Below are 12,460 nucleotides of genomic sequence, written 5' to 3'. Positions count from 1 at the left end.
AGGATTGCCCCCATGTCACTCCCGCACGCGATCCTCACCGCCCTCCTGGAGAAGCCGTCGTCGGGCCTCGAACTGACCCGCAGGTTCGACAAGTCGATCGGCTACTTCTGGTCGGCCACGCACCAGCAGATCTACCGCGAGCTGGGCAGGCTGGAGCGCGAGGGCGCCATCCGCGCGCTGCCGCGGCAGGGAGCGACACGGGGGCAGAAGAAGGAGTATGAGGTCCTGCCGGCGGGCCGCGCCGAACTGGCCCGCTGGACGGCCGCGAGCCAGGACCCGAAGCCGCTCCGCGACACCCTCCTGCTGCGCCTGCGCGCCGCGGCGGTCGTCGGCACGGCGGGCATCGCGGGCGTACAGGAGGACCTGCACCGCCATCTCGACCTGCACCGGCGGCAGTTGGCCGAGTACGAGGAGATCGAACGGCGCGACTTCCCGCCGGGGAAGGACGCCGTCGAGGACCGGTTGCGCCACGCGGTGCTGCGGGCGGGCATCGACCTGGAGACGTTCTGGACGCAGTGGCTCACGCGCACCATCGAGGAACTGGAGACGCCGTAGGGGCTTCTTCCGGCACAGGCCCCTAGCCGAGCGTCGCCTCCCGAGGGTCCCAGTCCGCGGGCAGCGGCCGCGGTGGCACGACCTGCGTGGGCAGCGAGGCGAACCGCTCGTGCTCGGCGGAGTCCGCGATCGCCGTCATCGTCTGCAGGACGTGCAGCGCGAGCGCGCCGGACGCCCGGTGCGCGGTGCCGTGCCGCAGGGCGCGCGCCATGTCGACCACGCCGAGGCCCCGCCCGTCGGTCCGCCCCTTGACGGGCAGTTCGCGCCACTCGTCGGAGCCGTTGGGCAGCAGTCTCAGCGGGCCGCCGAACGTGTTCGGGTCGGGCACGGCGAGGGTGCCCTCGGTCCCGGTGACCTCGAAACGGATGCGGGGCAGCGCGGAGTCGAAGCTGAACGTCGAGGCGGCCCGCACCCCGGAGGCGAACCGGAGGAGCGACGACACATGCGTCGGCACGTCGACGGGGAACGCCTGTCCCGCCTTCGGCCCCGACCCGACGACGCGCTCCACACGCGCGCGTGCCGCCGTCGCGGCCACCTGCTCCACGCCGCCGAACAGGGCGACGAGCGAGGTCAGGTAGTACGGTCCCAGGTCGAAGAGCGGCCCCGCGCCCGGCTGGTAGAAGAACGCCGGATCGGGATGCCAGCCCTCGGGCCCCAGGCTCTGCGTCACGGTCGTCGCCGCCACGGGCGCGCCGATGTGCCCGGCCGCCACGGCCCGCAGCGCCGACTGCAGACCCGCGCCGAGGAACGTGTCGGGCGCGTTGCCCACGAGCAGCCCGCGCTCCGAGGCCTCGGCGAGCAGCTTCTCCGCCTCGCCGGGGGCGAGCGTGATGGGTTTCTCGCCGTAGACGTGCTTCCCGGCGCGCAGGGCGGCCGTCGCCACCTGCGCGTGCGCGGCGGGGACCGTGAGATTGACGACGAGCTCGACCTCGGGCAGCGCGAGCACCGTCGCGACGCCGCCGGACACGGGTATGCCGTGGGTGACGGCCGCGGCGGCCGCCCGCTCCTCGTCGAGATCGGCGGCGGCCACGACCCGGACGTCCGGGAACCTGCTCAACGTACGCAGGTACTCGGCGCTGATGACGCCCGCGCCGACGACGGCGACGCCGACCGGGCCCGAGCCGACGGGGGCGGGAGTCACAGCGCCTCCAGGGTGGCGAGGTAGGCGTGGCTGGCCGCGAGCTCGCCGAAGAGGGCGTCCGCGTCGCCCGCACAGGAGTCGAACTCGACGATCCGCCAGGCGTCGGGCGCGGCGGCGAGGATCTCCGGCACCGGCATGGTGCCGCCGCCGACTGCCACGTTCGGATCCTCCCGGGTGCCGGGGCCGTCCTTGAGGTGCAGGGCCCGCACCCGGTCGCCGAGGCGGCGCAGCAGGCCCGGGACGTCGGCGCCGCCGACCGCCGCCCAGTAGGTGTCGATCTCCAGGAAGACGTCCGGGTCGAGCAGCCCGGCGAGGACGTCGACGGCGTGCGGGGCTTCGGCCTCGTCACCGCCGAAGCGGGGCTCGATCTCCCACCAGTGGTTGTGGTAGCCGATGCGTACGCCGTGCCGACGGGCAAGAGCGGCAAGGGAGTTGAGGCGGTCGGCCGTGCGCGCGAGCCCGTCGCGGGAGGTGAACTCCTCGGGCGGGATGCCCGCGGGAACGATCGCGACATCCGTCCCGAGCGTCCGCACCGCGTCGAGGACGTGCTCCGGCTCCGGGCCGAGCAGCTGCACGGCATGCGTGCCGGACACGGTGAGCCCGAGGTCTTCCACGACACGGCGCAGCCCCTTCGGGTCACCGAGCACGTCGTACGCCTCCACCGCGCCGTATCCCAGACCGGCGAGGCGGCGCAGCGTCCCCTCCCGGTCGGCGACGAGCTGGTCGCGCACGGTGTAGAGCTGAACGCTGAGCGGTCGTGGCATGAACGCGCCCTCCCCTGTCGGCTGGGAGGACGGTAAGGCGGTTCGGTGGGGTCGGCAAGGGTGCCTCGGCGTGCTCCGGCAAGGGTGCCTTCACGTGCGACCGCCGCCCACCCGGAACGTGACGGGTGGGCGGCGGTCGTCGGTGCCGTGCCGTGGCCCTCGGTCAGAGGCGGCCCGTGGCCCCGCGACGACGCAGGTACCAGACGCCGCCGAGGGTGGCCGCGGCCACCAGGGCCCCGCCGGTGACGAGCGTGATCGTGCCGCGGTCCTCGGAACCGCCCCCGAGTCCTCCGCGGACGCCCCGCGCGGGCGCGGTCGTCGAGGAGGCCGTCGGCGTGGTGCCGACGGTGACGGTCCGAGGTCCGACCTGCGTGCCGTCCTTGCAGGAGACGAGCACCGTGTAGGAACCGGCGCTGACGTTCCGCCAGGAAGCGCTGCCGTTCACCAGCGCCGCCTGCTGTCCGCCGGCGAAGCTGGCGTTGGCGGCGCCCATGAGCGAGGCCGTACCGCCGTCGGGACACGCGGCGGTGGTGGCCCGCACCGTGGAACCGGTGGCGGTGACGGTGAGATCGTCGGCCGCGGACGCCGAAGGAGCACCCATGATCAGCGGCAACGCGGCGGCGGCGACGGTCAGGCCGGTACGGACACATATCTGAGTAGTACGCATGAGTCTGCCCTCCGGTGACACGGGAGGCGGTACAACCCATGCGCCGCCGAGAGTCGGGGAACGCCCGTGCTACCTGACGAAGAGCCAACGTGCCGCGCGCGGCGACCGCATGCGGACGGCCGCCGGGCAGGTGACGGAATCCTTCGTCCGGCGCAGGGGTGTGCGGCAGCGGTGTCGAGCGGAGGTGTCAGTGGGGGGTGGGCACGAGGCCGTCCGCGACGAGTCCCTCGTACACCGCCTGCCCCAGCGCCTGCACCGCGGACTGCGGCCGCACCATCACGGTGAACTCCTTGATCCGCCCCTCCTCGTCGAAGTGCAGGAGGTCGATGCCGTGGATCTCCTTCCCGTTCACGGTGGTGCGGAAGAGCAGCACGTCCGACTCCGCCTCGCCGCCGTCGGAGCTGGTCCGCGCCTCGCCCGAGTACGCACCGACGTACCGGAAGTCCTCGAACGTCCGCAGCAGCACGCCGAAGAGCCCGAGCACCATGGGGCGGCCCTCGAAGGGCGTGAACTTCACCGGGCTGTAGAAGCGGATGTCCGGTGTGAACAGCTCCTCCAGGGCGTCGAGATCGCGCTGCTCGACGAGGGCACGGAAGCGGGCGGCGGTGGGATGCGTCATGGTTCCTCCGGGTTGCTAAGTCCTATAGGTACATAGGTTCATAGTCATCATTCTGACTAGTCAGAATGATGACTATGATGGGGTGAAAGGCGGCTGAAGGGAAGGGGATCCGGGACATGGCTCTGCGGCACGCGGTGCTCGCGGCACTGCTGGACGGCGAGTACAGCGGATACCAGCTGGCCAAGGGCTTCGACATCGGCGTGGCCAACTTCTGGCACGCACTGCCCCAGCAGCTCTACGCCGAGCTGGCCAAGCTGGAGGCAGAGGGTCTGGTCGCCGGGCGCGAGGTCGTCCAAGAGGGCCGGCCCAACAAGCGGCTGTTCAAGGTCACCGACGACGGTCTCGCCGAGATGGAGCGGTTCGCCGCGCGGGCCGCGAAGCCGTCCTTCATCCGCGACGACCTGCTGGTGAAGGTGCAGGCCGTCGACGGCGTCGCCGCCGCCCCGGTGATCGAGCAGCTCGCGGAGCGGGCGGCGGTCGCCGACGCGAAGATCGAGGTCCTGGAGAAGTTCCTCGTGCGGCTGCGGGGCGGCGCGGACGAGGACGAGTTCCTGCGCGCCGGCGAGCGCGTCGGCCCCTATCTGACCTGTCTGCGCGGGCTCGCCTTCGAGCGCGAGTCCCGCGACTGGTGCCGGCGCGCGGCGGCGCTGCTGAGCGAGCGGGAAGCGGCCGCGCGCGGTCGGGGCTGAGTTCGGGGGTGGTGGGAGCTCAGCCGGTGGTGACCGTCCGCTCGGGGGAGTAGCCGCCCCACGTCCCGTCCGGCAGCTTGGGCCGGACCCGCACCCGGTGCCGCTCCCCGGCCTCCCTGCCGATGTAGAAGCTGTGCTCGGCCTTGTCGCGCGGCGCGGTGCCGCCGAAGACGAGGGAGGTGGCGGTGCGGCCGTCCAGCTGGATCTGATACTCCGTCACGGCGCCGCCGGTGCGCGGCGGTGTCCACGACAGGTCGATGTAGTACGCCCCGTCGGCACGGTGGGTGTCCGCGCGGAAGCCGGTGGGTGCGGTGCCGCGCCCCGAGCCCTTGCCCGCCGCGGTGGTGACACGGACCCCGGGGCTCGCGGGCGAGAAGTTGTCGGCGGCGTCGCGCGCCTTGACCGTGAAGGTGTAATCGGTGCCGGGCCGCAACCCCGTGACCAGCGTCGCGGTCTGGCCCCCGCCCACACTGTGGATCTTCGAGCCGCCCTGGAAGATCTCGTACGAGGCCACCTTCTTGTTGTCCGACGACTTGCTCCAGGAGAGCATCACCGCCCGGCTTCCCTCCGCCTCGCCCGTCAGGCGCCCGGGCCTGGTCGGGGGCTTGTGGTCGGCGGCGGCCGCGGCGGGCATCGTGACGGAGAGCTCCTTGCTGTCCTCGCTGACGTTCCCCTCGGCGTCGCGGGCCCGGACGGTGAAGGTGTACGTGGCGGACGGTCGCAGACCGACGACGTCCACCATGTGCTCCCGGCCGGGCACCTCCTTGACCTTCTCGCTCCCGCGGTACACCTCGTACCGGGTGACTTCGGTGTCGTCGGTGGCCTGGTTCCACATGACGTGGGCGGTGGTGGAGCTGCCCGCCTGCACGGTGAGGCCGCGGGGCGCCGTCGGGGGCCGGGTGTCCTTGGTGTCGCCGCCGCCCCACGCGCAGCCGCTCAGCGTGGCCGCGGTCGCGGCCGTCACCGTCAGCAGGGCCAGAGGGGCGGACAGACGGGGGATCCGTCGCACGGTGCTGCCTTCCACTCGACGGCATAGGTCCGGACCTATTGGTCCGGACCTATTTGACACAGCTGACGAGGGCACATCAAGGGGTGGGGCGTGCGCTGTCGAGGTGTGATCGCCGGGGCGGGTGGGCAGCGGTGCACAAACCGGGCTATCCGCGATGCGCGCGGCGGCCTCACACCTTCCGGCAGGTGTACGCCGCCACAGCGCCCTCCGTGATCCAGTCGCAGTTCCCACAGCTCATCCGGCGGCGTCCAGGGCGCGGCGTGCGGCAGTGCGCAGGTGTCTGCGGACGGGTTCGTCGGCGTCCAGGGTGTAGTCGGCGTCGAGGCCGGCGAGGAGCTGGGCGATGCTGGGGAGGTAGTCGCCGGAGCAGTCCACCGTGCAGGCGTCGGGGCCGGCCGGCCGAATGCGGGTGGCGAGGGCCCAGGTGCGGCGGCGGACGGTGTCGGCGGGTTCCCGGACCGTGGCGATGGCCCGGTGGCGCACAGGCGCGGCAGCGATCTTTCCGGCCACGTAGGCGGCGGGGTCGTGGCCGGGCACGAGCCGGGGGGTGAAGCGGTGGCGGGTCGGGACCAGGTCGGTGACGCGGTCGAGGCGGTAGATGCGCCAGTCGTCGCGGGCGTGGTCGTGGGCGAGGAGGTACCACAGGCCGCCGGACGCCACGAGGTGGTGTGGGTCGGCACGGCGGCCGGCACTGTGGCCGGTGCGGGTGGTGTAGGCGAAGGTGACGGTCTCCCGGTCCCGGCAGGCCGCTGCCAGCGCGGTCAGGGTCGCCGGGTCGGTTCGTGGTCCTCGGTGCTCCCAATCGATGGTGGCGGTCGACTGCTGCAGGGCGGCCACCTGGGTCCGGAGGCGGGCGGGGAGGACCTGTTCGAGCTTGGCGAGGGCGCGCAGGGTGGTCTCCTCCATGCCGGTGAGGTACCCCGCCGCGGTGCGCAGGGCGACGGCGGTGGCGGTGGCTTCGTCGTCGTCGAGGATGAGGGGCGGCATGGCGGCGCCGGAGGCCAGGCGGTAGCCGCCGGCACGGCCGGTGGTGCCCTCGACGGGGTAGCCGAGATCGCGCAGGCGCTCGATGTCGCGGCGGACGGTGCGGCCGGTGACACCGAGCCGCTCGGCGAGCTCGGCGCCGGACCACTCGCGGCGCGTCTGCAGCAGGGACAGCAGGCGGAGCATCCGTGCGGGAAGGTCGGTCGTCATGTTTCCCAGGATGGCGCGCTCTGAGGACGCGAGGTGTCCTAAAAGCCTCCTAGCGTGGTGGCATGCCCGAGAACAAACCCCACCGAACCCTTACGGATGCGGCATCCCGGCGACGGTGGGCCGCGCTGATCGTCGTACTGGGCGCCTCCTCCATGGACGCGGTCGACGTCACCGTGGTGCATATCGCTGTGCCCGATGTCCAGGCCGATACCGGCGCATCCACGGCACAGCTTCAGTGGATCACCGGTGGGGACGCGCTGACGTTCGCGCTCGGGCTGATCACCGGCGGCCGCCTGGGTGATCTGTACGGCCGCAAGAAGATCTTCCTGCCGGGTGTCGCCGGCTCCACGCTCACCTTGCTGATGTGCGGTGTCGCCGGGAATCCGGAGACCCTGCTGGCCTGGCGCGTCGCGCAGGGCGCCACGGCCGCGCTGATGGTGCCACAGGTGCTGTCGATCGTCCACGTCACCTTCCCCGGACATGAGCGGGGCAAGGTGTTCGGGATCCACGGTTCGGTCATGGCCCTCGGCACGCTCGCCGGGCCCTTGGCCGGTGCGCTGCTGGTCGAGGGTGACCTGTTCGGGCTCGGGTGGCGGCCGATCTTCCTGGTCAACCTGCTGCCGCTGGCGGCGGCCATGATGGCCGGCGCCGGACTGTCCATGCAGATACCGGTGCCGCGCTTCGGCCGCCGGGTTGGTGCTGCAGGCCGGCGGACTGCTGGCCGCCGCGGGCATGGTTCTGTTCATCGGTCCCCAGTCATTACGGCACCGACATCGCCCTGTGGCTCTCCGAGGTGCCACACGCGGGCTCCGCCTCAGGCCTGACCAACACCACCGCGCAGCTCGGCCAGGCCATCGGTGTGGCCCTGTCCTCGGTCGTCTTCTTCGACCGGCTCGGGCCCGGCGGCCCCAGCGCACAAGCGGAGCAGATGCCGCACGCCTTCGCCGGCTCCCTCTGGTACGTGGCTGGCGTCTTCATGGCCGGGTTCGCCGTCCTGTTCGCTCTGCCCCGCACGGTCGGCACCACGCCACCGGCCGCCGACAAGGCCACCCCGAAGCAGAAGCAGAAGCAGCAGCACCAGAAACAGGAGGCCGAGCCGGTTCCGACCGGCTGACAGACCGGCCCCGCCCACTCACTCCTACGGCCCGTCCCACGGGCCACCCGCAGCGGGGCGGGCAAGGCTTCGCACCACAGCCCGTTCCGGCCCGGTACAGCACGCACGAAAGGCATTCATCTCATGGGCTACATGTCTCCCGGTCAGGTGGTCTGGTTCGAGATCGGCACCACCGACCCGGAGGCCGTCACCGGCTTCTACGGTCCCCTGTTCGGCTGGAGTTTCGAAGCCGACCCGGACTCCTCGGTCGACGGCCGGACCTACACCCGCGTCATCGCCCCGAGCGCACCTTGGCCGATGGGCGCGATCCAGCAGGGCGACACCGGCGGCGAGACCCTCAACCTCTCCGTCCTCTCCGCCGACGTCCACGCCGACGTCGACAGGCTCGCCGCGCTCGGCGCGCGGGTTCTGGTGCCGGCGACGGCAGTCGGCGAGGTGACGGTCTTCGCCCGGCTGACGGACCCGCGCGGCAATGTCCTGTCCCTGTTCTCCCGCGGGGAGTCGGCGAAGCTCGCCGAGCGGGCCCGCGCGACCGAGGGAGACATGGAGCAGGCCGCGGCCGCGCCGCAGCCCGGCACGATGGCCCGGTTCGAGATCGGCACCACCGACGCCAAGACCACCATGGGCTTCTACGCTGCGGCCTTCGGCTGGCGGTTCGAGAAGGGCGAGTCGGCCGACGGCACGCCGTACTGCAACGTCTTCACCGGCGCCCGGTGGCCCTCCGGCGGCCTGTGGGACCACAGCGGCAGTCCGAACGGCGCCGACTACGTCATGCCGTCCTTTCTGGTCTCGGACGTCGCGGCCACCAGTGCCGCCGCAGAGCAGTCGGGTGGCCGAGTCGAGTACGGGCCCCGGACCAACCCCGACGGGCCGGGCTTCGCCCGGCTCCTCGACCCACGAGGCAATCGCTTCGGGCTGTTCTCCCCGCCCGAACGGCCATGAATCAGGTGGGCAGCACCCGGACGCTGTCCCACCACCACCGGGCTCCCCGGTAGCAACCCCACAGAACAGCGGCCCGCGCACGCGGAGCCGCACACCGAGACAAGGAACCCCCCACCATGAGCACCTCTCCCTCCTCCCCCTCCGCCGACGTCCTCAACGGTTCGGTGGTCTCGTACGCGATCTGGGCCGACGACGGGCGCCGGCTCGCCGAGTTCTACGCCGCCGCGCTGGGCAGCGAGGTCGGCACTCCCTACCCCGACGAGCACGGCAACGAGGTCGCCTTCCCCGTCACCGTCGGCAACACGATGTACGTCTTCTGGACCTCCGACTCCTTCACCGCGCCTGCCTGGCCCCAGCAGGAGCTGCCCTTCCACATGGACCTGGCGTTTCCCGATGTGGCCGCGGCGGAGAAGCGGCTGCTGGAACTCGGGGCGAGCAAGCCCGACTTCCAGCCCGGCGGCGAGCACTGGACGGTCCTGCTGGACCCCTCCGGCCAGCCGCTGTGCATCAGCCAGGCCCAGCCCTCCTGACCCCGCCCGAGACCCCGTACCGAGCCCCCGGCCGCGGCTGGTTGCCGCGACTGCCGCAGCTGCGGCAACCGGCCGCGGCCGTGGGCTGCACCCCTCTCCGCATTCGAAGGGAAGACTCATGAAGATCGCACTGCTGGGAACCAACTTCGGCCAGGCGCACGCCGCCGTCTACGCGGCCCGCGACGACGTGGACGTCGTGATGTTCGGCCGCGACGCGGACAAGACCGCGCAGGTGGCCGACCAGTTCGGCTTCACCGCCGCCACCGACCTGGATGCCGCCTTCGCCGACGACTCCTTCGACCTGGTCGACGTCTGCCTGCCCATCGCGCTCCACACCCCGATGGCACTGCGCGCCCTGGAGGCCGGCAAGCACGTACTGACCGAACTGCCCATGGCCCGTTCCCTGGAGGAGGGCCGCAGGCTCGTGGCGGCTGCCGAGTCGAGCGACCGGCAGGTGTTCGTGGACATGTTCGAGCGGTTCATCCCGGCCAACCAAGCACTCGACGAGGCCGTACGAAACGGTACGTACGGGCAGTTGGAGGAGCTGACCTGCTGGTCGGCGATGGCGCCGCTGTGGCCCGGCGCGAGCCTGGGGGCGAAGGTGCTGCCGATGGAGGCCATGCACAGCGACCTCGACCTGATCACCCGCGCTCTGGGCACGCCCCACCAGGTCCACGTCACCTCGGTCGAACGGAACGCGGACGCCGGAGCGGTCGAGGCGGTCATGGCCTTCGACGGGGCGATAGCCCGCAGCTCCGTCTCCTCACTGCGGCCCATGCCGTGGGGCGGCCGCGGCGGCTACACCGCCGCCTTCAGCGACGGCGTCCTCGAGTCGGTCTCCACCATGGGCTACGACGGCAAACCCACCACCAGCCTGACCGCCTGCACCGGCGAAGGCACCCAAGAGGTGGAACTGCCCCCGGCCGACCAGTACACGGCGATGATCGAACACGTCCTTGCGGTCCTGCGCGGCGAGGCGGACAACCAGATCACCCCGACCAGCGCCCTGGACGCCCTGCAGTTGACCCTGCGCATCGATCAGCAGGTCAACTCCGGCGACTGACACACAAGTCGGAGCGCACCGGGCTGAGCGAAGGTCACGTGTGTGGAACGCGCTGGAGTCGCGGCCGGGCCGGAGCCGAGCACACCGCCTGCCAGTTGCCAGCTGCCGGCTGCGGCAGGCGGTGTGCCGGTTCGGGTCTTACTTCAGGTGGCGGTCGAAGAACCGGTTTCCGTCCTCCGCCTCGAACCACGGAGTGCCCGTGTGCCCGCCCAGGTTGGCGTGCAGTGTCTTCTCCTTGCTGCCGAAGGCGTCGAACAGGTCCAGGGCCCGTTGGCGGGGGTTTCCTTCGTCGTCCCACTGCAGCAGGAACAGCAGCGGGACGGTGACCCGCCGGGCCTCCTCGCGCTGGGCCTGGGGGACGTAACCCCCGGCGAAGAGTCCGGCGGCCGCGATGCGTGGCTCGTTCACCGCGAGGCGGATGCCGAGGGCGGTCCACCCGGAGTACCCGACCGGGCCGCCGATCCCGGGCAGCGAGAGCAGGGCGTCCAGGGTGGTCCACCAGTCCGGCACCGCCTTCTCGACCAGCGGACCGACCATGGACTCGAAGATGTCGTCGACCGGTTCGCCGGCCCGCATCGCCCGGCGCAGATCGGCGCGGGCCTGCTCTTCGGCGGTGGTGCGGGGCCGGTCACCGCACCCGGAGGCGTCGATGGTGGCCACCGCGTAGCCGCGCACGGCGGAGTACCGGGCCCGGGCCACCAGCCGGGGTTCGCGCTTGGGCAGACCGTTGTTGTGGGCCATGAGGATCAGCGGAACCGGTGCGGCGGACGCAGGCGTCCACAGGGTGCCGGGGATCTCGCCGAGCTCGCCGAGGGTGAATTCCCGTTCGAGGACGCCGTCGTCGAGACGCTGCTCAGAAGTGAAGTGCATGGTCGTGCCTTTCGGGAGCGCTCAGAGTCGGCGCTCCCGGACGACCTGTCGCCCGACCGTGACCCCGGAGGGGAGCACCCATGTCGATACTGCGTTCACGGGTACCACCTCCTCGCTCCGTCGCACGGCCACCGGCAACGTAGCAGCGGCCGCCGCGGTCCGCCCACAGGATTTTTGCGTGCCGACGGGGAGTTGCCCACGGACGAGACGTCGGACCACCGGAGGCGCTGTACGGCTGACACCGCCATGGGACCGGTGGGTCCGGGTGTGGGGGCGCCGGTGTGCTCGACGGGTCTGATGTGGCGGGCTAGGATCACGGCGTGATGACGGCCTGGTCTCCTTCCAGCGCCCGGCGGAGCCGCTCGACGGTGGCTCTGTGGCGGGCCGTGGGGCTGGGTCTCTTTCTGTTCGGACTGGTGTTCACGCACGTGGCCAGTCCGGAGGCCACGAGTCGTCACCTCGGCACCGATCGCGGTGTCGTGACGGCGTCGGTGATGTCCCCCGCGGCCGTCTCGGGCGGCGACGCGGTCTTCGCCGGGGCGCCGGACGGCCCCCGGCACGAGCATCCCCAGCAGCACACCGTCGAGGAGTGCGCCCTGGGCCAGCCGCCGCAGGGGCCCGGTGTCGAGCTGCCCTGCCTCTCCCCGCTCGATCCGCAGTGGCAGGACGGCGTTCCCGCGTCCGTGCGTGCCCAGCGCGGCGCGGGCCGGGACGTCGTACTCCCGATAGCGCACGCGGCCGATTCCACGATTCTGCGCACCTAGGCCGACCGGTTCCCTGACCGGTCTGTCCTCGTTCCGGCCGTAGGCGGCACGCGTTCCGCACCCGAATCCGTACCCGTATTCGTGCCCCGGCCGGGCAGCTGCCGCGTGGAGGATCTGTGCTGCATCGGCTGTTCACCCGCAACACGCCGCTCATCCGCAACACGTCGTACGTCCTGTTGAACGCGTTGTACGTCCTGCTGCTGGCCGCGGTGCTCGCGTGCGCCGGCGGGCAACACCATGCCCACGCGGGACCGCACGCGGTCGCCGAAGCCCAAGCCGAAGTCGCCGGAGCGCCCGCCGTGCTGGAGGCGCCCGCTTCCCCCGACCACTGCCACGAGCCCGGCTCCGGTCCGGGTTCCGCCGCGCAGTCGTCCGCCCGCCTTCTTCCGCTCACGCTCGGCGTGACACGGGCCTCGGAGGCCGTACGTGCCTCAGTGCACCGCACCCGGAGAGCCGCCCCGCGGGCGCTGCCGGGCGGAGGCCGTACCGCTCTCAACTCGCTGTGCAGGTGGCGCATATAGGGCCGTCGCGCGCCCTCC

General features: G+C 72.0%; 16 protein-coding genes. 9 read left to right on the top strand and 7 right to left on the bottom strand.

Annotated features, from left to right (window positions below; translation table 11 throughout):
• Nucleotides 1–12 precede the first annotated feature (12 nt).
• A complete protein-coding gene (locus ACH4D5_RS29425) occupies nt 13–555 on the top strand; it encodes a PadR family transcriptional regulator (protein WP_398308196.1) in 543 nt (180 codons plus the stop codon).
• 22 nt (nt 556–577) lie between these two features.
• Here the strand turns inward: ACH4D5_RS29425 and ACH4D5_RS29420 are convergent, their stop codons facing one another.
• From ACH4D5_RS29420 to ACH4D5_RS29405, 4 genes are all read right to left on the bottom strand, one after another.
• On the bottom strand, nt 578–1,696 hold the full coding sequence (locus ACH4D5_RS29420; RefSeq protein ID WP_398308194.1) for a Gfo/Idh/MocA family protein: 1,119 nt from the start codon (nt 1,694–1,696) through the stop codon (nt 578–580).
• On the bottom strand, nt 1,693–2,460 hold the full coding sequence (locus ACH4D5_RS29415; RefSeq protein ID WP_398308192.1) for a sugar phosphate isomerase/epimerase family protein: 768 nt from the start codon (nt 2,458–2,460) through the stop codon (nt 1,693–1,695). Before ACH4D5_RS29415 ends, ACH4D5_RS29420 begins: the two co-directional genes overlap by 4 nt.
• A gap of 163 nt (nt 2,461–2,623) precedes the next feature.
• Entirely contained in the window at nt 2,624–3,127 is a 504-nt protein-coding gene (locus ACH4D5_RS29410; RefSeq protein ID WP_398308190.1) for a hypothetical protein, read from the bottom strand.
• A gap of 187 nt (nt 3,128–3,314) precedes the next feature.
• A complete protein-coding gene (locus ACH4D5_RS29405) occupies nt 3,315–3,746 on the bottom strand; it encodes a nuclear transport factor 2 family protein (RefSeq protein WP_398308188.1) in 432 nt (143 codons plus the stop codon).
• Between the two features lie 116 nt (nt 3,747–3,862).
• On the opposite strand from ACH4D5_RS29405, the gene ACH4D5_RS29400 reads away from it, so the two are divergent.
• On the top strand, nt 3,863–4,435 hold the full coding sequence (locus tag ACH4D5_RS29400) for a PadR family transcriptional regulator (protein ID WP_398308186.1): 573 nt from the start codon (nt 3,863–3,865) through the stop codon (nt 4,433–4,435).
• A gap of 19 nt (nt 4,436–4,454) precedes the next feature.
• Here the strand turns inward: ACH4D5_RS29400 and ACH4D5_RS29395 are convergent, their stop codons facing one another.
• Nucleotides 4,455–5,444 carry a fibronectin type III domain-containing protein gene (locus tag ACH4D5_RS29395; RefSeq protein ID WP_398308184.1) on the bottom strand — a complete coding sequence of 330 codons (990 nt, stop codon included), beginning with the start codon at nt 5,442–5,444 and terminating at the stop codon, nt 4,455–4,457.
• Between the two features lie 234 nt (nt 5,445–5,678).
• A complete protein-coding gene (locus tag ACH4D5_RS29390) occupies nt 5,679–6,638 on the bottom strand; it encodes a helix-turn-helix transcriptional regulator (protein WP_398308182.1) in 960 nt (319 codons plus the stop codon).
• Between the two features lie 62 nt (nt 6,639–6,700).
• On the opposite strand from ACH4D5_RS29390, the gene ACH4D5_RS29385 reads away from it, so the two are divergent.
• The 5 genes from ACH4D5_RS29385 (at nt 6,701) to ACH4D5_RS29365 (ending at nt 10,287) form a co-directional block, all read left to right on the top strand.
• A complete protein-coding gene (locus ACH4D5_RS29385; protein ID WP_398308180.1) occupies nt 6,701–7,462 on the top strand; it encodes an MFS transporter in 762 nt (253 codons plus the stop codon).
• Nucleotides 7,432–7,752, top strand: coding sequence for a hypothetical protein (locus ACH4D5_RS29380; protein WP_398308178.1), 321 nt, complete (start codon nt 7,432–7,434; stop codon nt 7,750–7,752). Before ACH4D5_RS29385 ends, ACH4D5_RS29380 begins: the two co-directional genes overlap by 31 nt.
• A gap of 132 nt (nt 7,753–7,884) precedes the next feature.
• The gene (locus ACH4D5_RS29375; RefSeq protein WP_398308176.1) at nt 7,885–8,694 is read left to right on the top strand and encodes a VOC family protein; all 810 of its coding nucleotides are present in this window, start codon (nt 7,885–7,887) and stop codon (nt 8,692–8,694) included.
• A gap of 116 nt (nt 8,695–8,810) precedes the next feature.
• Complete coding sequence (locus ACH4D5_RS29370) at nt 8,811–9,224, top strand: VOC family protein (protein WP_398308174.1); 414 nt, start codon at nt 8,811–8,813, stop codon at nt 9,222–9,224.
• A 118-nt stretch (nt 9,225–9,342) separates the two neighbouring features.
• Nucleotides 9,343–10,287 carry a Gfo/Idh/MocA family protein gene (locus tag ACH4D5_RS29365; RefSeq protein ID WP_398308172.1) on the top strand — a complete coding sequence of 315 codons (945 nt, stop codon included), beginning with the start codon at nt 9,343–9,345 and terminating at the stop codon, nt 10,285–10,287.
• Nucleotides 10,288–10,425: 138 nt separating this feature from the next.
• Here the strand turns inward: ACH4D5_RS29365 and ACH4D5_RS29360 are convergent, their stop codons facing one another.
• Nucleotides 10,426–11,157 carry a dienelactone hydrolase family protein gene (locus ACH4D5_RS29360; protein WP_398308170.1) on the bottom strand — a complete coding sequence of 244 codons (732 nt, stop codon included), beginning with the start codon at nt 11,155–11,157 and terminating at the stop codon, nt 10,426–10,428.
• Nucleotides 11,158–11,477: 320 nt separating this feature from the next.
• Between ACH4D5_RS29360 and ACH4D5_RS29355 the strand changes: the two genes are divergently transcribed.
• Together ACH4D5_RS29355 and ACH4D5_RS29350 are read left to right on the top strand one after the other, a co-directional pair.
• Nucleotides 11,478–11,921: a hypothetical protein gene (locus tag ACH4D5_RS29355; RefSeq protein ID WP_398308168.1), complete on the top strand. Its 444-nt coding sequence runs from the start codon at nt 11,478–11,480 to the stop codon at nt 11,919–11,921.
• Between the two features lie 116 nt (nt 11,922–12,037).
• Entirely contained in the window at nt 12,038–12,442 is a 405-nt protein-coding gene (locus tag ACH4D5_RS29350; RefSeq protein WP_398308166.1) for a hypothetical protein, read from the top strand.
• Nucleotides 12,443–12,460 lie beyond the last annotated feature (18 nt).

Origin of the sequence: Streptomyces sp. NPDC018029, from assembly GCF_044327655.1 — a bacterium.
Lineage (GTDB): Bacteria > Actinomycetota > Actinomycetes > Streptomycetales > Streptomycetaceae > Streptomyces.
Note: the sequence above shows the minus strand (reverse complement) of the source record. Positions and strands in the feature narration are given on the sequence as shown.